Origin of the sequence: Marinomonas sp. S3726 (assembly GCF_000967665.1) — a bacterium.
Classification (GTDB): Bacteria; Pseudomonadota; Gammaproteobacteria; order Pseudomonadales; family Marinomonadaceae; genus Marinomonas.
Genome location: NZ_JXYC01000006.1, coordinates 258,856 through 282,565, shown reverse-complemented (window position 1 = coordinate 282,565; position 23,710 = coordinate 258,856). Strand labels below are relative to the sequence as shown.

General features: G+C 37.2%; 21 protein-coding genes. 6 read left to right on the top strand and 15 right to left on the bottom strand.

The annotated features are described in order from the left end of the window. The first annotated feature begins 39 nt into the window (after positions 1–39). Positions 40–885 (top strand): pirin family protein, encoded by an 846-nt coding sequence (locus tag TW85_RS06700; RefSeq protein ID WP_046016302.1) that lies wholly within the window; start codon positions 40–42, stop codon positions 883–885. 385 nt (positions 886–1,270) lie between these two features. On the opposite strand, the gene TW85_RS06695 is transcribed toward TW85_RS06700, so the two are convergent. Continuing rightward, the gene (locus TW85_RS06695; protein WP_046016301.1) at positions 1,271–1,672 is read right to left on the bottom strand and encodes a thioesterase family protein; all 402 of its coding nucleotides are present in this window, start codon (positions 1,670–1,672) and stop codon (positions 1,271–1,273) included. 447 nt (positions 1,673–2,119) lie between these two features. On the opposite strand from TW85_RS06695, the gene TW85_RS06690 reads away from it, so the two are divergent. Beyond that, positions 2,120–3,676, top strand: a complete 1,557-nt coding sequence (locus TW85_RS06690; protein WP_046016300.1) for a carboxypeptidase-like regulatory domain-containing protein — start codon at positions 2,120–2,122, stop codon at positions 3,674–3,676. 82 nt (positions 3,677–3,758) lie between these two features. Here TW85_RS06690 and TW85_RS06685 read toward each other — a convergent pair whose 3' ends face one another. Continuing rightward, the gene (locus tag TW85_RS06685) at positions 3,759–4,769 is read right to left on the bottom strand and encodes a LacI family DNA-binding transcriptional regulator (protein ID WP_046016299.1); all 1,011 of its coding nucleotides are present in this window, start codon (positions 4,767–4,769) and stop codon (positions 3,759–3,761) included. Positions 4,770–4,866: 97 nt separating this feature from the next. Between TW85_RS06685 and TW85_RS06680 the strand changes: the two genes are divergently transcribed. Continuing rightward, positions 4,867–6,048 (top strand): phytanoyl-CoA dioxygenase family protein, encoded by a 1,182-nt coding sequence (locus TW85_RS06680; RefSeq protein ID WP_046016298.1) that lies wholly within the window; start codon positions 4,867–4,869, stop codon positions 6,046–6,048. Between the two features lie 114 nt (positions 6,049–6,162). Here the strand turns inward: TW85_RS06680 and TW85_RS06675 are convergent, their stop codons facing one another. Both TW85_RS06675 and TW85_RS06670 read right to left on the bottom strand, forming a co-directional pair. Further along, on the bottom strand, positions 6,163–8,007 hold the full coding sequence (locus TW85_RS06675) for a TIGR03545 family protein (protein ID WP_046016297.1): 1,845 nt from the start codon (positions 8,005–8,007) through the stop codon (positions 6,163–6,165). Beyond that, the gene (locus TW85_RS06670) at positions 8,000–8,515 is read right to left on the bottom strand and encodes a TIGR03546 family protein (RefSeq protein ID WP_052701960.1); all 516 of its coding nucleotides are present in this window, start codon (positions 8,513–8,515) and stop codon (positions 8,000–8,002) included. Before TW85_RS06670 ends, TW85_RS06675 begins: the two co-directional genes overlap by 8 nt. Positions 8,516–8,618: 103 nt before the next feature. Here TW85_RS06670 and TW85_RS06665 point away from each other — a divergent pair, with 103 nt between their 5' ends. After that, positions 8,619–9,200 carry a GNAT family N-acetyltransferase gene (locus TW85_RS06665; protein ID WP_052701957.1) on the top strand — a complete coding sequence of 194 codons (582 nt, stop codon included), beginning with the start codon at positions 8,619–8,621 and terminating at the stop codon, positions 9,198–9,200. Between the two features lie 53 nt (positions 9,201–9,253). After that, complete coding sequence (locus TW85_RS06660; RefSeq protein ID WP_046016296.1) at positions 9,254–9,934, top strand: FMN-binding negative transcriptional regulator; 681 nt, start codon at positions 9,254–9,256, stop codon at positions 9,932–9,934. A 76-nt stretch (positions 9,935–10,010) separates the two neighbouring features. Here TW85_RS06660 and TW85_RS06655 read toward each other — a convergent pair whose 3' ends face one another. The 10 genes from TW85_RS06655 to TW85_RS06610 all read right to left on the bottom strand — a co-directional run bounded on the left by TW85_RS06655 (position 10,011) and on the right by TW85_RS06610 (position 21,078). After that, complete coding sequence (locus TW85_RS06655; protein ID WP_046016295.1) at positions 10,011–11,009, bottom strand: methyltransferase; 999 nt, start codon at positions 11,007–11,009, stop codon at positions 10,011–10,013. A 471-nt stretch (positions 11,010–11,480) separates the two neighbouring features. Further along, positions 11,481–11,840 (bottom strand): hypothetical protein, encoded by a 360-nt coding sequence (locus TW85_RS06650; protein ID WP_046016294.1) that lies wholly within the window; start codon positions 11,838–11,840, stop codon positions 11,481–11,483. Positions 11,841–12,042: 202 nt separating this feature from the next. Next, positions 12,043–12,414 (bottom strand): hypothetical protein, encoded by a 372-nt coding sequence (locus tag TW85_RS06645; RefSeq protein ID WP_046016293.1) that lies wholly within the window; start codon positions 12,412–12,414, stop codon positions 12,043–12,045. Between the two features lie 45 nt (positions 12,415–12,459). Beyond that, positions 12,460–12,819 carry a hypothetical protein gene (locus tag TW85_RS06640; RefSeq protein ID WP_046016292.1) on the bottom strand — a complete coding sequence of 120 codons (360 nt, stop codon included), beginning with the start codon at positions 12,817–12,819 and terminating at the stop codon, positions 12,460–12,462. Positions 12,820–13,132: 313 nt separating this feature from the next. After that, entirely contained in the window at positions 13,133–13,471 is a 339-nt protein-coding gene (locus TW85_RS06635) for a hypothetical protein (protein ID WP_046016291.1), read from the bottom strand. 134 nt (positions 13,472–13,605) lie between these two features. Continuing rightward, positions 13,606–13,938 carry a hypothetical protein gene (locus TW85_RS06630; RefSeq protein WP_046016290.1) on the bottom strand — a complete coding sequence of 111 codons (333 nt, stop codon included), beginning with the start codon at positions 13,936–13,938 and terminating at the stop codon, positions 13,606–13,608. Positions 13,939–13,963: 25 nt separating this feature from the next. Beyond that, complete coding sequence (locus TW85_RS06625) at positions 13,964–14,314, bottom strand: hypothetical protein (RefSeq protein WP_046016289.1); 351 nt, start codon at positions 14,312–14,314, stop codon at positions 13,964–13,966. An 86-nt stretch (positions 14,315–14,400) separates the two neighbouring features. After that, the gene (locus TW85_RS06620) at positions 14,401–17,571 is read right to left on the bottom strand and encodes a hemagglutinin repeat-containing protein (RefSeq protein ID WP_046016288.1); all 3,171 of its coding nucleotides are present in this window, start codon (positions 17,569–17,571) and stop codon (positions 14,401–14,403) included. A gap of 17 nt (positions 17,572–17,588) precedes the next feature. After that, positions 17,589–19,796 carry a hypothetical protein gene (locus TW85_RS06615; RefSeq protein WP_084616156.1) on the bottom strand — a complete coding sequence of 736 codons (2,208 nt, stop codon included), beginning with the start codon at positions 19,794–19,796 and terminating at the stop codon, positions 17,589–17,591. A 502-nt stretch (positions 19,797–20,298) separates the two neighbouring features. After that, positions 20,299–21,078 (bottom strand): ArpA protein, encoded by a 780-nt coding sequence (locus TW85_RS06610; protein WP_046016286.1) that lies wholly within the window; start codon positions 21,076–21,078, stop codon positions 20,299–20,301. A 225-nt stretch (positions 21,079–21,303) separates the two neighbouring features. On the opposite strand from TW85_RS06610, the gene TW85_RS06605 reads away from it, so the two are divergent. Next, complete coding sequence (locus TW85_RS06605; protein ID WP_046016285.1) at positions 21,304–22,194, top strand: LysR family transcriptional regulator; 891 nt, start codon at positions 21,304–21,306, stop codon at positions 22,192–22,194. 98 nt (positions 22,195–22,292) lie between these two features. On the opposite strand, the gene TW85_RS06600 is transcribed toward TW85_RS06605, so the two are convergent. Then, positions 22,293–23,237, bottom strand: coding sequence for a class I SAM-dependent methyltransferase (locus TW85_RS06600; protein ID WP_046016284.1), 945 nt, complete (start codon positions 23,235–23,237; stop codon positions 22,293–22,295). Positions 23,238–23,710 lie beyond the last annotated feature (473 nt).

Sequence of the window (23,710 nt, the reverse complement as noted above, 5' to 3'; positions counted from 1 at the left end):
CTTAAGCCTCCACAAGACATTTAGAGGCGAGGAGACAAGATGACAAGCTTAAACAGCAAAGAAGTAATAGAGATACATAGCGGACAAGCAGCAATGGATGGTGACGGCGTTAAACTCACTCGCATCATAGGCACACAAACACTAAATATGTTTGACCCGTTTCTACTGCTAGATGCATTTGAATCTGACCAAGCGCAAGACTATATTGGCGGTTTTCCTAGTCACCCACACAGAGGCTTTGAAACCGTTACCTACTTATTAGCAGGCCAAATGAGACATAAAGATAGCGCAGGCAATGAAGGCCTTATTGAGCCAGGCGGCGTCCAGTGGATGACAGCAGGCAAAGGCATAGTGCACTCTGAGATGCCAGAACAAATAGATGGTTTGTTAATGGGCTTTCAGCTTTGGGTCAATCTTCCGGCCAAAGACAAATTTTCTGAGCCGGCTTATCAGGAATTCCCCGTTGATAAAATTGCCCTAGAAAAACGAGCCACAGGCACCCAAATTCGAGTCATTTCTGGGCAAACAGACCAAGGCACTCTAGGCCCAGTGGTTAATGAAGCCGTTAAACCAAGCTATTTAGATGTGTCCTTAAAAGCGGGAGATGAGTTTAAACAAACACTCGCAAAAACGGATAACACCTTTATCTATTCAATCGAAGGGCAAATCACGATAGGCAAAGATGCCACAAGAATAGAGGCAGGCAAGCTCGCTATCTTAAGCCTAGGAGAAAAAGTAATCATTAATACAGAAGTAGATAGCCGCTTTCTCTTGGTATCAGGTCAACCTATTGGTGAACCTGTTGCCCGAGGAGGTCCATTTGTGATGAATACCAAAGCTGAGGTCATGCAGGCGTTTGCAGACTTTCAAGCAAACCGCTTTTAACAACAAAAATGGATGAGAAGCCATTAAAAACAAGCACTGGATGTAAAAACACCAGTGCTTGTTAAATTAAGGAACCTGCGAATAAGTCCTCCCGCCTCAGCGTGTGGATAAAAGCAACTAGATTTATGGCGAGGAGCGCAACTTAATAATTATTCTATTGATAAGATCCTCAACTTAAAGATAGGGCTTTTAGACCACGCCCTGCGGGTCTTTGAAGAATACCTAAACGGCATTTCAGAAAAAAGTATCACCCTGTATTGTCCCTTCTCGAAAGGCACCTACACTGGCTTTCTATTAGTAAACGCAAAGTAACGCCTTGTATGATACTTTTTCCTATATACCTTAGACGAGCAGACTGAGAAGAGGTGACTTAATCGCAGGTTCCTTAATCGTCTTTACTAAAAGGATGTTTTAACAGCTTTTCTTTCAAATCGTCTGACAAAGGCTTAGATGCTTTTTCTTCATGGTCAAAATGAACATGAACAGCGGTGCCTGATGCGCACTTTCGCCCATCTTGCCAAGCTTCCTGATACACATCGAAAGAGCTTGAACCAATACGCGATATACCGCTTCTTAGCTCGATATCTTCACCATAAAAAAGCTCCCCGTGAAACTCCACATCAAACTTAGCGAGAATTAATTGCCATTTTTTTAAAGATAAATCTGGTGTAAAAATCTGAAAAATAGGGTTTCTAGCCCCTTCAAACCAAACCGGCAACATGGTGTTATTGATATGGCCTAAGCCATCTGTATCTGAGAAGCGCGTTACTATCTTTTCTACCAACATAACCGATCCAATATTGTGTTAAAAAACCAAGCATGCCAACAACTTAGCGTAAGATCAAGTTTACAAAATCATCACAGATATGAATGATATTTATAGATACAAATGATGATATCGATTCTCATTTATTTGTAAAAATCAGTAACAAAAACCAGATCACTTAATGAGCCTAATTCACACAAGAAAACTAAGTTGAATTAAAAGAAGCGAACCAGAATAAAAACTTTCATTTCTTAGCACACGAGTAAACACCTTGGCTGACCTACTAGTATCGATTTACTCATCACCAAAAAAGCTTAAATTTCACGCCATATACAGGCTTTTATTTATGACACTCCACAATTAGCTCCCTTGGCAAATATGAATCAGACTCAGTAGTTTTTAACCATTTTCTCTTATAGATTGAGCCCCTCGGTAAATTATTTGTAATTTTTTCGAAAGGAGTTCGATGTGAAATATTCAATAATTGGAGCAAGCTTAATTAGCTTAAGTATGCTAACAGGCTGTAACCTCAATGACTTATCCAATGCAGAAGCGGTCAAGTCTGATGTCACTTTCAGCGCGGTCAGTCTAGATAAAAAACACGGATTAGTTGGTAACCTAATCATCACCAAAGAAGGAAACCACTGGGTTAAATCCCAGCCACTTCCTGCAAACAACTCAGGTTGGAGTGGTGAGACAGTCAATATCAATAAAAACCATGCCATTATTGCTGATGCCCACAATCAAAGCGCAAAAATCTTTTCTTTAAACACCTATACACAAGAATGGGAACTGGGTGCTGATTTATATGAACCTAACCTTTATGGCTTTGGTGAGTCTGTTTATATCGATAATCATATTGCTCTTGTTGGTGTTCCATTCAGTAACCAAGTCATTAGCTACAAAAATATGAATGGCTACTGGGAAGAAAATGAAAGAGTCACACCGAATCTAGCAGACGATGCCTACTTCGGTGGCTCAATCGACTTCCAAAACGGCTATCTTTTTGTGGGTGCCAAAACCATAGATAAAGTCTTTATTTATAAGCAAGAAATAGAAGGCTTTGAGCTTATACAAACAATCGATCACTTTGATGCGGCCGCTCTTGGTGGTAAGCAGTTTGGATGGTCATTAGACGCCCAAGGAGATCAACTTGCCATCGCGGCCTACCGTGACTGGTCTACCCCTGATCAAAGCGCACGAGGAGGTAAAGTACACCTCTATAATAAAGAAGGAACGTCTTGGGTTTTAAAACAAGCCGTCACGGCTTTTGAAGTCAATGAACAAAGCGGTGAAGCCGTTAATATTGATGGCTATAACTTTGGTCATAATCTCGCACTTAACGATACTAACCTTCTCGTTGGAGATGATGGCTTGAAGCAAATTTTCCAATTTAAACTCTCTGAAAGTGATGTATGGCAAGCAACAAGAGTCATCACACCAGCATTAGATAGGACAGATAATTTTGGTTACTTCATCGATATCAATAATAACTACTTATTAACGGGCGGCTCTTCGCCCACTTTGTTTGGACCACAAGTTCCTAAAGCAACAGTAGAAGGCAGAGTACTCGATGCTAATGGCTTCCCTATTTATCGAGCAAGCGTTTCTGGTTTTCTAGATAACCTAATAACGGATGAAACAGGGACGTTTACAACCCAACAAGCCATCAGCTGGCAAGGTAGCCTTGAAGTCACATCGGGAGCCGCATCCCAAACTGTCGAGCTATCTCCTCTTTTAGAAGACAAAACTCTTGCTGATATCCAACTAGATGTTATCCCACAACATATGATTATCGGTGGTATTAGTGGTATTCCAAGGTCTGTTAACATCGATCTTTTAGTGTCAGGAGAAGATGAGCCTATCACAACTCGATCTGGTCGATTTAGAACTAACTTGCCAAATGGTTGGCAAGGGGAAATACGCCCGACCAGTGATATTTATACCTTTGTGCCAGAAAGTTTTAGCTCCAACGGCTTAACCAGCACTCAATCAATTAGTTTTCAAGCGACACTGAAAAACTAAACAACAAGTATGAACCAGTCAATTAAACTGGTTCATACTCTATTTAGAAATATGACTAAAAACCAAACTATTTTTATAAAAGCTATAGGTTATAAGGTGTCACTATATTGATTTTACTTTCGGGTAAACTGGCTTTAGGGATCACTTTTTGAAACATGAGTATGTGGCTAAAAGCCCGTCTCACATCCTCTTCTAAATCATGATCTATGATTAAGTCCAACTTATGTGACATCAACAAAGCCCTATTTTCTTGGTCAAGATCGTGGCCAATAAAAACGTCAATTGGGCGAGATAAGGCATCAAACGCATCTAAAATAGCCTGGTTACCACCACCGACACTGTAAACACAATTTATGTCGCTATCTTGCTCGAGCTGGGATATCACCTTGTCATAGGTTGCTTGATATAAACCTTGCCCACCCGGGATCTCGACAATATTAATCCAAGGAAAAGACTCTCGAATCAAGCTACGAAAACCCATTTCTCGCTCTTCTTCCCCTCGAAATTCCTGACGGCTCAATACTACGGCCACTCTCGCTTGTTGCTGCTTCAATAACCTGCTCAGCATATAAGCTGCGGTGCGACCTGCAGCACGATTATCTATCCCGATATAGGCAAGTCGTTTGCTATAAGGCAGGTCTGTCACCAAGGTCACCACAGGTATATTTATATCAAATAAGTGATCAATACCTTGCTTGATAAGGCTTTGATCTGGTGCTTTTAAAAGCACACCATTTGATCCACTTGCCTCACACCCCAGTAAGCATCTATTCAACTCAGACAGAGAAATAGACTCAAAAAAATGAAACCTTGGATGAATACGACAGCCAGGTAGCGTTGCTAGATTAGCCAAGATAGCCTGCTTTACTGCATCAGAAAAACGCTTAGGTGCTTGTATAATAATATCGACATACAAGGTTCGCCCAAATGTATTCTGTAAGCCTTCTTGCTCTTCTAACTCCTCAAGCGCTTTATTCACTCTTGATCTCGTTTGAAAACGCACTCCTTTTCGGCCGTTAAGCACCCTGTCCACTGTGGCTGTACTTAAACCTGCTTGGGCTGCAATTTGTTTAATCGAAAACTTATCATGCATTTTTTGATGTCTTTTTGATGTTTTTTAGAGGCATTGATGATTTCTTGTCATGCTAGCATTTCTCTCATCAAAATAAAAAAACGCTGGAGCAAACCAGATGCGCAAGATGAAATCAGCCCAAACACACACCTCTTTTAACAACAAAAATGACATTAGCATTGATGACTTCAAACTGACCTGTGAACAGCAAACACAGGCATCTCACTACCCGTTAGCATCAGACGTCGTCAAGAACATCCCTATTTATCAAGGGAAACATCTTCGCCTTTTTTGTGAAAATGATGCTCAATCACTGGCATGCAAAACAGAACTTTTGAAAGCACTAAAAGATGGACCTGGGGTAGTTGTGATTAAAGAGGCCTATTCAAACCTAGCCTATCTCGATGCAATGAGTCAGGTATTTGACCAGCTACTTATGGAAGAAAGGGAAAGTAATCTAGGAGGAGATCACTTTGCAAAAGAGGGTAGCAATAGCCGTATTTGGAATGCCTTTGAAAAAAGCGCACTCAAACAAGCCGACACTTTTATGCATTATTATAAAAACCCAATTCTACAGCTTGTTAGTGAGAGCTGGCTGGGCCCTCATTATCAGATTACTAGCCAAGTAAACACAGTCCATCCAGGAGGAGGCGCTCAGTCTCCTCATAGGGATTATCACCTAGGTTTTCAGACAGAAGCAGAAGTAAGCCGCTTCCCTTTACATCTACAAACAAACTCAAGCTTTCTCACCCTCCAAGGCGCTATTGCCCATACAGATATGCCAATTGAGACAGGTCCAACACTTGTTCTGCCCTACTCGCAACATTACCCATTAGGCTACCTTGCTTGGCGCGATGAAGCATTTAAAGATTACTTTGAACAAAAAGCCGTACAACTTCCATTAGAAAAAGGCGACGGAATCTTCTTTAGCCCCGCGCTCTTTCATGCTGCTGGTAGCAATCATACAAAGAGCCAATCTAGAGTCGCCAACTTACTGCAAATATCCTCTTGCTTTGCAAAGCCTATGGAAACCGTCGATCAATATGCCATTAGCCAAGCACTCTACCCCACACTCAAAGAACACTGGCAATCAAGCTTGACCGAGAGTGAAAAAACAGCCCTTTTAAATGCCGTTTGCGATGGTTACGCCTTCCCAACGAATCTAGATAAAGATGCCCCTATTGCTGGCATGGCACCTATGACCTTGGCCCAACTGACCGAACAAGCGCTGAATGATAATTTAGCCTTTATAGATTATCTAGCTCGCTTAAATTCACATAAAAACCGAAGAAAGACATAAACGCCTAAAAACAGAAAAGGTGGTTCTTATTAAAGAAACCACCTTTATATTTTCTCTTTTTAACCAAGCAAAGTGCTTGATCAAAAGAAACTTTCGATCAAAATTACCGACTGACTAAAATAAGCTTTTAAGCTTTTTCTTTAAATCTTCTTTTTGCTTATCAAGTTCAGCTTTGGCTTTCGCTTTCGCCTCACCCTTAAGCTGATCTTGATAGCTAGAGAGCTCGCGTTTTGCTAAATCAGATACCTTATCAGACAGGGAATCTAAATCCGTTTGCATGAGATCAAGCTGCTTTACTTCATCTTTATAATCACCCGCATACAGAGATAATTTATCATTCAACTTACGCTTAAGATCCTGCTCTACTTTTGCTTGTCTTTGCTTAAGCCTTTGTTTGAAAGCACGGCTTAGCTTCTTATCTAAGTCACTCTTAATACCCACACTGGGTGACTTAAGGCTCCCCTTAACATCACCACTAAAATTAAAAGTATCAATTGTTGCAAGCGCTAAAGACATTTCTTTGGCAAAACCATTACTTGTACTAGCACTAAACTGGGCTTGGCTAAAATCCCCTTGAGCGTCAGCTAAAATCGATGTTTGATCAAGCTTAGCTTGGCCTGTGATATCTAAACTCGCCGCCTTTAAATCTAAACCATCTAACCCTAATGCTAGATCTTGGATTTGCCAGTTTTGGATCACTAAATCAAATTGGTTATCCACCTTTTGATAACGATAATCCAACACGCCATCTAGCTCAAAAGCGGCCATATGAGTCAACTTATTACCGCTGGCTTTTAGCTTAATAGGTTTATTAATCACATCAGGTTGCTGGCTAATATCCTCAACAAGCACCTTAACATCACCACCGGCTAGTTTGAGACTGAAAGAGAGAGACTTAATCCAGAAATCAGGCAAAGGCCTATTTGTCGCGAATGGCACAAAGCGCCCTTCTTTCTCAGCCACCTTATCAGCTTCTTTTTTGTCTGAAGCGAGAAGTGGCGACAAGGTGTCATAATAACCAAGGCCTTGCTGGAGATAGCCATTGATCTTATCACCTAAAATTAAAGCAGAGAGGTTCTGGGCACCAACTGCATCCAAGGTATATTTGCTTTGAATATTACGAATGTCTTGCCCAGGTGCACTTTGTAGTTCAGGCCATTGCTGACGTATGTCTTTATTCGCGTTCGACAAGGCTTGTTTCGCCGCTTTTATTGCCGCTTGATCAGCCTTAAACTTAGCCTTTAGCTGATCAAAGGCCTTCTTACGAGCCTTAAAATCATCAAGCGATTTAAACTTACCCGACAGTAATTGCTTTATCTCAGCCTCATAACTTTTCAGGTCAGCCTTATTGGGTAATGCTTGATTCGCTTGATCAATTTTAAGCTTATGCGCATCAATCGAAGCCTGCATTGCTTCACCTCGCGTTACGGTTAGTAAAGGCTCACGGGCTAATAACTCATCGGCTGTTGGCAATGCGTCTACGGCTCTTTCAGACAAGTCATTTGCTTTGTTTGACGTACCTTTATCTTGTGTCGAAGCAGCCTGAGAACTATCGCTTGAACTTGGTTGTTTGGTAACAGTTTGGTCAGAGGCGTTTAATGCCCCCGAAGTCTGCCTATCCGTATCAAATGCAACACCCTCTACTGACACATTCTCAATAATGGTTTTACCCATTAATAAAGGTAAGAATAAAAGATCAGCCTCTGCCCTATCAAAGCTAACAAGGTTTTTCATAGGGTGCTTTTTATCGGTCGCCTCAACCTTATTTAATACCAGCTTCACAGGGTTAAGCTCAAGATCAACAGAGGCCACATCCAATTTAGCGCCTAAAGCCTTTGAGCCGATAGTTTCAATACTGAGCTTGATTAAAGGCCCCGCAGCAAAATACCAGAACGCCAATATCAAAAGTAAAATAACACTAAAGCCAGCCAGCCCTGACCAACGAATCCACTTAGTCATTTAGGCCTCCTAACTTGTCATAAACTTGATAAAACTTGCTTGCCTTTATCATACGGCTAATTTTAAGCGTCTTAATCCAAGCCATAAAACGCTTACGATAAACCCGGATAAAAATCAGCGAGCTCATAAAAATAGGAAGAAACAGAATAAGAGACAGACTTAATCCACCTAGAACCAAGGTTTGATTAAATTGCATAAGTCGCCAGAAATCACTTTGATAAAGCGCAGTCCAAAATGCGTTTAGTTCGGACGATGTTAAAAGCGCCTCACCCAAACTAATCGAAACAGAATTAAGCCCGAATGCCGTTAAGCTAAAGAGCGCTAAGCCTAGCAAAAATGCCGTTAAATTGACTCTCACCATTAATACAATAAAAATGAGTATGAGATTATGAAAACTCATAAGAGGGGTTAAACCTAAGAAAAGAGAGAAGGCAAACCCTAACGAAATCTGACTTGGTGAAGCATCACTGTTTAGCAACTTCAAAAAATTGGCGAGCATTTCCAGCATGGAGAATATATCCGATAATTTTAAACGGCACAGATGATAAAGAGGATTGTCTTCAAAAGATATATACTCCACTTAATAGCGTAATTTAACTTGAGGCTTTGCAATGACATATACATTTAGTTCATCAAGACTCACTGTCTTAGAGGCCAATAACCTATTAAGTTCACCAGACCAAACTAACCTTGACCAAAAACAGTTTGATAAAGTGCTATTAAATAAAAAGCAGATTGATAAAAAAGAACTTTATCAAAGCATTATCAAGATTCTCACCCCAGAAGTCGTTTCTCAATTACCGCCATATTTTTCAGGCATAGATTCACGAGAGAGTGCCCAAGCTTGGTTAGAGCGCATGTTAGATGAGAGCCTGTTATTTTTAGTTTATCAAACTGAATTACAGCAACTTATCGGCTTTAGTTTTATCTACCTTGAGCAGACAGATGAAGGGCAAAAGAATGCACACCTAGGTTATCTACTAGCGCAAGCGTCTTGGGGAAAAGGCTTTGCAAGCGAACTCGTCAACCATTTAATTGAACATATTAAAACAAGAGACCTTGCAGACACACTCATTGCAGGTGTTGATGAAAGCAATCTCGCCTCCATTGCCCTACTCAAAAAATTAGGCTTTACCCAAGATGAAAGTGATGTAGCTGCAAACCTCTTTTTTCATCTTAAATTAAACGACTAAACCCTTAACTAAACACCTAGCTTTAAACTAGGAACATAAAGAAAAGGACTTTTATGTACACCCCGAAAAACCTCACCATGGAAGACACAGCACAGATCCACGCTTTTATGAAAGCGTTTAGCTTTGCTGTTTTGGTATCGAACACGAACAACACAACAGACGATAAAAACGAAATAAAAAGCCATCAACACCATGAAGTAAACAACTTAAATGGCACTCACTTACCTTTCCTACTGAATGAGCAAGAAGGCGTTTTATATAGCCATATGGCCAGAGCTAATCCTCATTGGAAAAGCTTAGAGGGCGCAGAAGTTCTGATCATTTTCTCAGGCCCTCATGCTTATATCTCACCCACCTGGTACGCTAAAAGCCCTGCTGTTCCCACTTGGAATTACGCCGCAGTCCATGCCTATGGCAAAGTGAGCTTATTAAATGATGATGACACCCTAAATGTTATCGACGACACATTAAAAACTTACGAACCTTCATTACTCGAAACAAATGAAGAAGGGATAAAAGAGCCCGTCACAGACGAATTCAAACACAAGCTACTTAGCGCCATCGTCGGGTTTAAAGTCGAAATCACAAAACTCGAAGGCAAATTAAAGCTTGGGCAACATCGGCCTAAAGCCGACCAAGAAGGGGTTTTCAAAGCGCTCTCAGAATCACCAAGGTTAGATGATCAAGCCTTAGCACAATATATGAACAAGATGGATATAGGTTGCGGAAGTTAGACGCTCAGAAGACAAAATAAGAAAGCAATGAATGGAAGAAAAAGGGGGAAATCCTCCATTCATTACATTTAGTCATTTAGACAAGGTCAACTGAACACGCCTCGATAACGGATAGAGGGCCGAAGGAGTCATGTATCATTTTGATTTTAAAACCAGCACTTGATAACAACTCATGCCACTGAGTTAAGGTTCTTTCTTTACCGTTTAAAGTCAGCATCATATGAAGGTCGAACATTTTACTTAAATGCGGCTCATCAGTTTCAGGTACAGGGCCAAATTCAGCAATAAACACGCGACTGCTAGGCTTCATAACACGCTTAATATTACCTAATATTTTTAAACAAAGCGCATCATCCCAATCATGCAATATATGCTTTAAGAAATAGCCATCTTGATTTTCAGGTACTTGTTTAAAGAAGTTTCCAGCCTGTTTTGTCATTCTATCAAGAGGTAATGCATTATCTATCACGGCAGCTTGATCAAATAAAATCCCTTCTAAATTTGGATAACGCTGCAATAAAGAAACAAGTAAATCACCATAAGCACCGCCTAAATCAACCAGAGTATCTAACTCAGATAAATCTAATGACGACATAGACTCAATCATGGCAATTTCATCTTGGCAATAACTTCCCATCGCCTTGGCAAATACATCTAAATGCTTTGGTCTCTTTTCAAACAAACCAAAGTAGTTATCTAACTCGAAAATGGCTTTAGGCGCTGGCGTTGAGTTCACCATGTAATCTGATAAATGCGTCCATAAAAGAACATGCTCATAACCGGCTTCAAGCAACACTTTATCTGTAAGAGACATAGGATGCTCAGTAGTTAGAAACTCACCAAGCTCAGTGAGGCTAAATTGATCATCGTCTTGTTTTAAAATACCTAATGGCGCAAGAGCTCTAAGAAGGCGGAAACAATTATCTTCATTCACACCAGTACGCTCGGCTATTTGAGTAGCTGTCGCGGCTTGCTGCTGAAACGCGTCACCCATATTGTGCTTAACAAATGTAAAAACCATTTGTGAAACCCAATGCCCTGTCGCGTATTGTGCTATTTGTTCAACTGGATTCATCTTCTACCCTTACAGTCTGCTTCATAAAAAACAACGTTATTATGACAAAGCAAACTTAAGGGATTCTTAAGGGAGCAGGGAAAATGATGTTGGGAGTGGATTATAAGGAGAGGGATAATGAAAGAGACATTTTTTCTAACCAAAAACTATGTTCATAGCCTTGGAGGACAAACTTAATTTCACCGCATAAAAAATGATAAATAGAACAGAAAGGAGTAGCATAAAAATATAATACTAAGTTTTTACCTATCAATAAAAAGTGAGTAAATAAAAAGCATCTTCAGAAGAACTCTTATTTGAACCATCTATCGTTTTATTTATTTTTTGTTGGCCATTTTCGTTATAAAAACTTAGCTATATGAGTGATCTCTTCGTACTCCATTTGGGAGAAGGGCTATTACAAAATCATCAACTTTAGAGCATGAACCGACACTTAAAAACCAATATTCTCAATACTCTAAAGATCTGTGATTATCTAAAGTTAACTTTTAATTCAGTTACGATGGGCCTATTTGCAATACATGCTGTTCTATAGACTTTATATTGCACATCTAAATTTGCTGCACCGCTAGCTAAGGCTATAGATAAAATTGATTGCCCAACTCTATTTGCACCATCAGTACTAAGCATATAGAAATCTTGTTTACTGCAGTTACGAGGATTTGAAAAGCCCTCTTCTGAAAATGTTATCGATAGTGAGTCAGTGCTAGCTTCAGAATAACCAGCGATGCTAGTTACCTTTGTTGGAGCACTCCATTCAGTATCAAATGAATTTAAAGCAAAAACATTATTTGAAAATGTAACTATTAAAACCAAAAATATCTTTTTCACAAAAAATCCTTTTTATATATTAAAATATTATTTAAAGTCTTTTTTAAATTAAAGAAAATATATTATTTCACCTCCATTTCAAAAAACTCTTAAAAACTGTAATTTTTTTAATATCAAAAATATCACATCAAAAAAATCAAGGTTACTTTAATATTTAAGAAGAAAGCTCATTGAAAACCTATTATATTTCCCCTTAAAACTTTTAATTAGAAACCATTTCTATACCATGAAGATTCAGGCCATATACTGGATGACATGACTTATCTAGTAAAAAATATACCTTCTTATTTTGAGCGTTAGCAGTCGCTGCAACAGAGAACATACTATCAGCAAAAGCATGAGCATTTGGGTCTCCCCAATAAGTTGCTTTTTTCTGATTTTTGTTTATATCACATGGTATGTCCGTAGGCGTTTCAGCAAAATGCACAGTGGCTCGGCCGCCCCCATCCCAGTACCTTGCAACTTTAGTAATAGTATAGGGACCATACCATTTCTGCCCTGGAGAGGCATTAGTTGCTGCATGTAGATCTAATGTTACTAAAGAGCTTAAAATAAATAACAAAATTTTTTTCATATAACACCTTTGCATAGTAATTAAGAAGTATTAAAAACAATTAGCTTATTTTGTAATCATTAATCTAGTACTATTAATAGTAAATTCACCACTTCCAGGTTGTGGACCAAACACTGTAACAGTGTCGCCAACAGTCCTAGCGGTTAATATCATACTAAGCCAAGATTTGAGAACATTTGGGCTTGAAGCAGTCAATTTTACTTGATAAACGCTAGTAGACTTATCTGATTCATGGCTGTTTACTCTAGTCGCTCCCTTTCCAAATGGTACTGCAAGCCAAAGCTCATTATCATTAGCAACTTCAAGCCTTGGGAAAGTATCCATAGAAATATTCCACCAATGATCCGCTTTAGCATTAGGCGCTGTAGAAACTAATAGCATTATTAAAATTAATATTTTTATCATTTTATTTAACACTTAGGTTAAAGATTTTATATTATGTCCACATTAAATACATGACATACTTTTCAACATTATTATCTGGACGGGATTACTTTTATTCTTAATGATTTTAATTATTCGTATCATTTTTTTGTATTCAAAAAAATAGTAGAAAATTTTTTATTCTACATAACCACAAAAACCTTCCGCTTCTATGATATTTAAAAGGAGGGTTAGAAAATATAGCTAATAATCTTCACTGGCTTTAGAGTAATCTGAAACCATTCAACTTAACCAAAACAAACGTTATAATCAATAATATATTTAAAAATAAAAATTATAGCGCATTTCTATTAATTCCAATTGAATAAATACGACAATAATTAGAAAGACTAGTAAAGTTTGGCTTTCTACCTCGTTCAAAAGCAACACTGACTGTCTTATTTGTCGTTAAGGCTGTCAATAAAATAGAAAGTGTTGTTTGGTAATCACCGGATTTTTCTATATAAAAGCTTGAGCCACTAGGGCATGCCGCATCTAAGATAACCGGCATATCTAAACCTCCGAGACCACCAGCAGCATAGTTTCGAACCAGATTAACTTTAGTATTCACCTCTTCTACGGCAAGTGCCATGGTGGATAAAAAAACACTTAATATAAATATTATTTTTTTCAATTTAAATATCCTTATAAAATACTTTTTTAAACAGTTTCAATATTGATAAAACTAATAGAAGTATTTAATAACACCTTTCAAAACCCTAAAAAGTCTAATTTTATAGTCCCTAATAGACTTTAAACTTTAATAAATTAATTTGATATACCTACTCGATCAGCGACTGGTCTATCTGTACAACTTGAGATTCGAACGTATATTTTTTTATTTCCCATCATTGCAGCAAGCAATACACTTAATGTCTCATCATGAAAACTTCCACCTTGAACAATAAAGATACCTGGGTTTGCACATCCAGTACCGGTTAAATTCTCAGTCAAATGCACTGTATATCCATGCGATGCATTTGGAGGACTTGGAAACATTTCGATATCTTTAATAGTGAGATTATAATGAAATGCAGCCAAGCTTAAGCTTGTCCAAGATGAAATCACCAATACAATAAAATATTTTATATACTTTGCCATTATATTATTCCTTAGAATAGGTATTTTAATCGTTATTTATTGCTATGCCATCTGCTCTATTAAAAGGACCAATACATCCTCCTCTATTACCATAAACAAACACTTTTTTCCCACTCGCATTTGCACTTAAGGCAATAGAAACAAAAGCATCATGGTTTGGGTGGCTAGTTTCAATTGCAAAATGATCATTATATCTAGCGTCACATACTCCACCGCCATGATAGGTTCCGCCTTCTAATACAACTGCAGTATACGGGCCTCTATTACAGCAGTTATGTGTATAAACAGATTTTACTTTTGCATCATTCACTTGTTTTGCAAAAGTCGATGTGGTTGGTAAAGCAAGCATTAATGCTATGAATAATATCTTTTTCATAAAAATTCCTTGTAAGAAATAAATCTATTTTTAATTACTATTAAAATATCTGTATAAGTAAAATTAAAACTATCGACTAGTAAAAATCAAAAGGTAAAGTAAGAATCAATACTCGGTACATCAACTACTCCAACATTACTAGAAACTTCCATATAAGTATGATTTCCATTCTTATATTTTTCTGCATACTCAAATAAATCTTTAGATGCATCTCCAACACCCTGATAATAATCTTTAAAGATATATGCTATCGCTTTAATTGCTTCAGTCGTATCAGATAAACCTACGCTTAAACCAGTTTTCACTTCTATTTCAGTGGCTTTATCAATTAATAACTGATTTACAAGAACCATGTTGTTATTTTTTAAAGCATTACCCAATTCAATACTCCAAGCCTCCTCCTTATAGATAGGCAATGAGTTTTCATAAGAAACAAGAACAGACATTAATCTAAGCCATAATTCAATACCCGATAAGCTTGATGGTGTATTTTCATTTGAAACATCATGGCTAGTAATTGACGAGTAAAATGCCAGTGAAGACGAAGCTTTTAAAATATCAACATTATGTGCTTTCAAGTTTGCATATACCTCTTCAGCTTTTTGACTTAACTGGCTATTTGATAAATCACCAGTTAATAAAGGCTTACCATCCTGATCAAAAAAGTGATTTTTAGCAACATCAGCATAGGCTGTTGCAGTCTCATACTCAGGTATAGTTGAGTAATCAGCAGCAAAATAAGGATCAAGAATTGGAGGTGAAGTGTGAAGAACACTATCAACAAGATAAGCTGATGCTAAATATTTACCGTAATTCACAGCCAGATACTCAATATCTAAACCTAAACTTTTTAAGTTCTCTGTATTAATAAAAAAGTAATCTGAATTATAACTCGTATTAGTAGCAACTAAAGTAGATTGATAGTAATCATGTAAATTAAAAGCAATATTCCCAGCAAGACTAACGGAAAAATTTGTCAAGAAAAACCCTGTATCACTAGTTCCTTCAGGGTTTTTAAAAGCAAAGGTTGTTGCCCCAGATACTAAAGCGCTTTGAAGATAAACCCATGATTGATCTAGAGCTGTATCAAGTGATGTATCAGCAAAAGAGTAATCAGAATCACTTACCCCCACACTCTGATCAAACCCCTTTGTTATAGCAGCAGTTAACATTGCCTGAGCAATTTCTGTAAAAGCTTCATCATTCAATACATCATCGGCCATAACGGATATATTCCAATCGTTATTTATTCCTGATATTGATGCTTTTGATAGCAGCGAAGCCATACCTGCTTTTATCATAGAATTCTGAACAACTTGTTGAGCAGTAAGAGCAGCCCCCTCCACTAATAGACCTGTAAAAGATGATGCACCTGGAGCAGCGATTGTCGCAACAATAGTAACAAATATTTGCCCAGCTTCTGTTAAGCCTGAATTGTGAACATTCCACTTTTCTAAATTATATGAAAGAGCTTGCCAATCAACATTATTAGGATTTTCATGGTAAACTTTTGATATCCACTCAAATTCAGGATATTTACTTAGGTTATTCACCACTCTTTCAATACAAGTGACAGAATTGCAGTTGTCTCCTTGGTCAACATATTCCACAAGCACGCCGTGAGTGGCATTTAAAGAAATAACGCCTTGAGTACTTAACTGATTATAAATACCTGTTTCAATATAGTGTCCTTTATTACTCTCTCTGAAGTACAAAGCATCATCACTTTTACTTTCAAGAGAATAATATGAGGTATCTTTAGCAAGTAGCATTTTTATCTCGCCACCTGCATCAACTTGGAGTATATCGTTAGAATTAAAGTCAACACCTCTTAAAATGACATCACCCATGAAGGTTTCTAACATTAAATTTTTATCGGCCGTAATTAGAGTTTCAACTACTTTTGAGGTATATGCCTTTTCTTCACGACTTTCACTAGAGCCAAACAAACCACCCGATGAAGCTTTAAAAGTTTGGTTATAAGAATTTTTATCGTTCACATTGCTAATATAAATACCCATACCCGCTAACAACTGAATATTACCAGGGCTTTCAATTACAGCACCTTGAACAACTATTTGATTACTAGCTAATAACGCAATATTCGCACCACTTAAGTATGATCTGATATTTCGAGTTGATTGCTCACTATCACTCCAAAATCCACCAGATTCATCTCGTTCATATTCCTCTACTTGAGTAATAATTTGGATATTGTTACCTGCTTTTACTGAAAGATCTCCATCAGCAGATATCTGTGAACCTTGAAGTACAACATTACCAGTGGCATCTAAACTTATATCTCCTAGAGCTGATATTACACCTATATTTTCAGATGTAACTGAATAGCCAAAACCAAAATCATAACGAGTTACTAAAGTACTACTCTCAATTTTTTCTGATACAAGAGATACATCATTAGCACTCATTACGCCTGAATAGTTCGCAATACTTTGCCCTGCACTTATTGTTAAATCACCACCTAATTTTACTGTCCCTTTTGTATTTTCAAACGTTTTTGATAATGTAATCACAGCATCTCGTTGTCCAACAACACTTGCCGTATCTATTTCAAAACTTGCATAAGTTAGGTCTGCAGAACCAAATGCCAAAGTATTTCCAGATGTTTTTTCATTTCTAATAGTACTATTAGATAGATAAACAATAGGTACAATCACTGATTCACCCGAAATATTTCTTCTTTCTGGCCAAATCACATCATATGGAATATTAGATAAAAAATATTCACTCAAGCTTTGACCATAAATCAGTTCTTTTTCGAGCGCTAAATTTAATCCGTTTAAATAAAGTTGCTGTATTAGATTATCAGCTGAGCCATAGCCGCTAATAGAGCTATTACCGAGGGATTTAATTAGCTGCTTCTTTATCAAGCCTCGTTCTAAAAAAGGACTAGCAATAAATTTTGAATCAAGAACAGGAACCTTTAAGAAAAATATGATATCTCCCACTATAGGTACCCAAGTAAAGTCAGGAAATGCCTCTATACGCTGTTTTTGAAGTTCTGTTTTGAAGTATTTCATACCATCAAAGAGACCACTATTACGTTCAGTATCTTCAACATCATATAAATAGTCGTTATTATTTACTTTTATACTTAAGGCAGAACCTTCTAAATAGCTCTCTATATTAGTATCAGATACAAACTTTGATTCGATAACTGTATTAGCAAACACATTAAAAGATAAAGATAAAATACAGAATATCGTTAAGTCTTTAACTATTGATTTAAACATCATAAAAAGAAATCCTTTCCTTAAAGCACAGTTGTATTCAGCACAAAATCACCACTACCAGCACCTTGTAGAAAGCCTTCTACAAGAAAAAGAGCGGGTAAAACCCCAGTTTCCACAAGGTGATATGAAGGTGCGTTAGTTACCCAATACCTTGTCTTCTTTCTAAGACACTTACCAAACACACTTCGAGCACAATAGCGTCTTGAATGTGTTGTTGATACATTTAGAGAAACTTCAGCCTGAAGTGATAAACCAGTCTGTAAAACATTATCAACTTCAACGTTAAAATCTCCAAAAATCTCAATAAAGCTCATGTCATTTACGAAGCTACTGCGTGGTATTTCATCATCAGACGGAATAGCAGAAGTTGAGGGTGATAAGATAGCATCAGAGCCTGAATAGATTCTCCCTGCAGGAGAATAGTAAGAAATAAATTTTTCTAAAGTATCGTCTGATAAGGTTTGATTAGCAGCAGTTGTACAAGCATTTGTCGTCAAACATAAACCTGTATTAAAAACGCTTCCTGGTTTTTCAATTATTTGAATATGGTATCTTTCGTTAATTAAATGGGGAGTAAAAAATGCTATTTTTCCAGAATTTGTTTCGAGAACAGCAGAAGAATTTAGTATTGCTTCATCAGAAAGAATTGTTAAAGTATCTTCAGCATAGATAGTTACTCTATCTATTTCCAACTCAATTTCTTCATCATATAAACTCATTTCTGGTGAGTTTATAGTCATCATTTGATGTAGAGGATTAATGTTTTTGAAGCTTCCTGCCTTAATTTCAATTTTATCAGCAATTATATATGCTTTAAGAGAATCAACCTCTTCACGCATATAGCCTTCTGGATCTACATCAAAGTCTATATAAGTGCCCACATCAATTATTACAGCTCTTTTGGCCATAAAAAGTTCAGGCTCTTTTACTAGCCTATACGCCCTTTCAGAACCATTTATAAAAGTAGTACCCGCTTGCATCAAAACTTCACTGGCATCAATAAAGCCACCAAACCTGTTTCTTATCGATTTGACTGCTCGTATGTAAGCGGTATTACTTGAAGAAATTAAACCTTCATTCTCAACATTATTTGCAGATATATTAATTTCATCGGCATCTAATTCGATATAGTTATTAAAATTTCCAACTGTTGCTATTGATATAGAGCCTGAAGTTACAGTATAAACTTGATTAGAACTGTAACTCGAAAAATTAACGTCAGCCCCTGACTCAAAAACAACCTCACCTTTAGATGTTATATTTGACTCTAAAAAAATATTTCCAGCAGTACGAAGCAACACACTCTCATCCGGAATAATATTTTTTCCCTGATACATGGATGCCATCGTCATATCTGACGTAGTTATAAAGTTTTGATTTAATAGCAGATCACTATTAGAAAGTAATTCAACTCTTATACTTCCAGAATAGATATCAATAGGGCCATTATTACCGGAAAAATTGACATTTTGTCCTAAATCAAAGGATGTCACCTCTCCTTCAAGATATTTATAATTAAATGCACCTAAAGTAACCCGAGTATTACCAGTTGCAATTGATAAGTTTCCAGTTTCACTAGGTGTTATCTTTCCACCTAAATTTAAAGCTTTAAGGTTTGTTGAGATATCAGCATTAGTTTTCACACTTCCTGCTAAAAGATCTAAGAAAACAACACCAGGCGCTTTTAGCCCTTCAGTTCCAGAAACTATAATTTCTTTGTTATTTACAAGAATCTCATCAATTTCAAAACCCGTTAAAGTCTTTTTTATTTCACCTGTTACAAGAGTTACTCTTGAGAAATTTTTAAATTCACAATTAGTACAATTTATAGAGCCATTCTTTGTGGCTATTACAAGTTCAGCAGGCCTGCCAACTAACTCAATCACACCAGAGAGGTTAATGTCGTTATTTGATTCTATTGAAACTACATCTGCCTCTGCTCCATTTCTAAGAGATTTATTTAATGACGCATGGTTTATTATTTGAACAAGATCTTGATTATATATAGAAAAAACATCAAATGAGTTAAACGAAAATCCATCAGGAGAGGAAGAGGATATTTGAAGTAATTTAGAATCCACACCAGAAACAACATTAATAAGGCTATTGTTTGGTTGTATTTCTGTGGTTGAAGCTAGACTTACATTTATGAATGAAACACTTAAAAGTAACATATATAAAGTATTTCTAATTATGTTTCTTAAAATTTTGAATTTTATTAAATGCATAAAACATCCGTATTTTAAATGTATGAGAAATCATAAACAGAAGCAAACCCACATAAAACTGTAAGTTTCGTAAGATCCTTCTACTTTTTCGGTAAAATACATAAAAAACACGATAAAAACAATCAAAAAATTGACATTTGGTGCAAGAATATCAATCATTTATAACTCACTGTAAGCCTATAAACACCATCAACGTAAGAAATATCTTACATTATTTACCTTTAGGTTAATTTTATTTTTAATAAAAGCGCTATTACCCTAAATACTATTATTTTCAACCTCAGATTATAAATATCCCAAATTATTTAAATAGATGATAAGTAAAGCCCCAAAAATATCAAAATATTCTTATGTGGCATTACGTATTATTCTTAAAGTTTCGTTTAAAATAAAGAGAATTCATAAAAATGAATTTATAAACAATAAAACCAAAGCTTATTAGGCTCTGGCTTTTTATTTTCTGATATCCGAATCAAGTTTTAATTAATATATTTAGGGAAAATCATTCCAACCTTCCATAAAACGTCATGCGGGCTGCTTCTGAGAGTGAGATATCAGGTTTAGAGTTATAGGCGAGTACCACTAGCATACGTGTGGTGTCACCTTGGGTTGGGGTGACTCTGTGTATGGCGTTTCGGCCGCGGAATAACACAAGTGCACCAGGATCTATGGCGAGTTGCTTTACTTGTGCTTTACCAGAAAGCACATCACTGACACCTTCATAGTTCATTTCGCCTGCATCGGCATCTCGCATATTTTCTATGTATTCAAACACACCGCCTGCTTCTGGCTTTTGGATCAACAAGGTGATCGCGAAAGAGGAGTTATCAAAATGCCAACCTAGCTCTTGCCCTTCACTGGCATAATGCAAGTTAATTGAAGACAGGTTATCACCATATTCGTAAAGCCCTTCTTCTTCTAACACACTCGCTAGAAACTCTCTTAAAAGGCTTGAATCATAAAGGCTTCTTAATACTGAATCTTGATCTATTTGATCATCTGTAATGCAACCTTTTGAGGAGTTTACTTGCTGGTTTCTAGCATGTTCTAGGGGGAAGCTTGGATCTATTTCATTCAAATAAACATTATGACTTGATTGAGTATAATAGGCTGAATCCTTTTTTAGATTGCCCTCATCTACAATGGCTTGAATCACATGCTCTTGAAGAAAGTTAGGTAAAACCAAAGCACCTTCTTGCTGCAAAGATTGCTTACAAGCTTGTCTAAAGCTTTTGTTTTCAATTGGGTATTGAGCTTGATTGATATAATCCAATAACGGCATTTGACCTTCCTTATTGTTATTTTCTGACACTCGGTTAACAAATCATCTTAAGTCTGTACAAACAGGTTAAGGTCATTTCAGCTGTATGAAAATCAATCATTTTTTCAGTCATTGTTAAATTTTTCTTAACACCTCATTTATTAAATAAGGCTTAACAAGAAGCGTGTTTTAACATTTAATAATGGCAGAGCAATCACCACTATCCTATTAATATTAAGGCAAACTATGTTAAAGCTCCCCAGTACAAACAGCTTACTGACATTTATAAATGCTGCACAAACAGCTAGTTTTGCCAAAACAGCCAAGCTACTTTGCCTTACTCCAGCCGCGGTGAGTCAACAAATTAAGCAGCTTGAAGAGCAATTAGATGTGTCACTATTTCAGCGTTCTAAACAAGGAGTTGAGTTAACCCAAGCAGGTCAGCAGTATCTGTATTTTGCTGAGCAAGCGGTTGAGAAACTCAAACAAGGCCAGGCTAGTCTTAGGCAATTAAAGCAGCATGATATCTTTACGCTTCACGCCTTTCCTTCGGTGGCGACTAAATGGTTAATGCCTAAGGTATTAGATGCCATGCAGGTGAACCCTGAGTTAGAAATACGGGTGGAAGCCAGTCACTCTCACATAGATTTTAACTTAAGTAATTGTGATGCTTGCATCAGCTTTGGAGAGCAAGAAGAATCATTAAATCATCAACTCATTTTTCATGATAATGTCAGTCTGGTTGCAAGCCCCGCTCTTGTTAATGGGCAGCTAGAAAAGGGTTTAAATACTTTACTGACACTTCCCATGATTAATATTGATTGGGGAGATGATAATCAATTTTTGCCCGGCTGGAAGGAATGGTTGAGTGCAGCCGGTTTTCAAGATAATGAGCCTAACAAAGGGCCACAATTTAACTTATCTAGCATGGCGATAGAGGCGGCAATACAAGGCAAAGGCCTCTTATTAGGGCAGGATTTATTAATACAAAATGAGGTGAAATCAGGCCAACTGATCAAGTTAAGCCCTATCACACTACCGCTCAAAAAGGCTTACTACCTTATCTATCCTGATCGCACTAAAGACAAGCTCGCTGCTATGCAGTTTATAAAGCAGCTTAGCTCTGAAAATAAATGACTTGAAAGAAAATGCTCTGAAAATTAATTCCCTAAAATTAAGGTGCTATAAACTAATCCTCTGTAAGTTAGTACTGAGCCTTTTATAGCACTTTGCTTTTATTCTTCGTGAGGCTTTTTATATTTATAAACAAGTGCTTTCAGGTTCCTATCATTATCCTTTTCAGGAAAACCTTGGCTGTTTTCCAACCTGTGATCGAAGATAAAATCATTTCCAGCATGTTCAGCAATCAACGCAATAAACGCCTTTTCAGATAAGTCTGGGCTATTGGCACATAACAACAGTTGAGCATCGTGATTCACTATCTCAGGTAAACGTCTTAGAATTTTTTGATAATCTTTTGTTAGCTCAAAACTGCCTTTTTGAAAGCTTGGAGGGTCGATAATTACTAGGTCAAAAGGTCCTGTTTTTTTCAATTTACCAAAGGACTTTAAAATATCATGAGGGTAAAAGCTTACCTCTTTCACAAAGCCATTTAACTTATGATTAATTTTGCCTTGTTTTAATACGCCATTGTTCATATCCATATTCACAACAGAAGTAGCACCACCTTGCATCGCAGCTAAAGAAAAGCCACAAGTATAAGAAAAGAGATTAAGCACCTTCTTCGCTTTTGCATTTTCCATCACAAAAGCACGACCGTTATACATATCAGGGAAGATTCCTGTATTTTGATGCTTTAGCAAATCGACCTGATACTGAATCCCTTGCTCTTTAATGATATGAGGTTGAGGAAGCTCACCATAAAACACTTGGTTTTTGGTATCTCGCCCTGCTCTTTGTTGAAAGACTAACCCTTCAACCTTGCCTTCTACCTCTGGTACTTTTTGCCAAATAGCATCCGCTAAGGCTGCAAGCTCAGTTTCATCAATCACTTGATAAGACACTAAGAAGAGAAACGGCGGATAAAAATCTAAGTTAATATGCTCTAACCCTTCATAGCAGTGCCCTCTCCCATGAAAAATACGGGCAAGCTCATTCTGCACTAGATTTGCTTGCTCAAGTGCATTTAATAGTGCGTTGTAGGGAGTTAAAACAGACATGAAAGCTCCAAAAATAAATTTGTCGCGCATTATAGGTCAAAAGGCTTAAAAGGGCACCAAGGGAACCTGCGAATAAGTCCTCTCGCCCCAGCGTGTGAACATAAGCAACTAGATTTATAGCGAGGCGCGCAACTTAAAGATGAAGCCTTTAGACCACGCCCTTCGGGTCTTGCAGAAACAGTAACACCCTGTGTTGTCACTTCTCGAAAGGTACCTACATTACATCAAAGTGACGCCTTGCTTGATACTTTTTCTGGCAAGACTGAGAAGAGATGACTTAACCGCAGGCTCCCAAGCTTACTCATTGATCTATTTACAGAATTAAAAACTGTTCAATAAACACTCAATTATGTCTTATAATTTAAGGTGAAAACTTGGTAAGAAGGCCCTATAAAGCGATCAATAGCATGTTGATCAATCTACTCTTTGCCTAAACAATCTTTAACAGGACGGTTATCTAGATTCTTAGCACA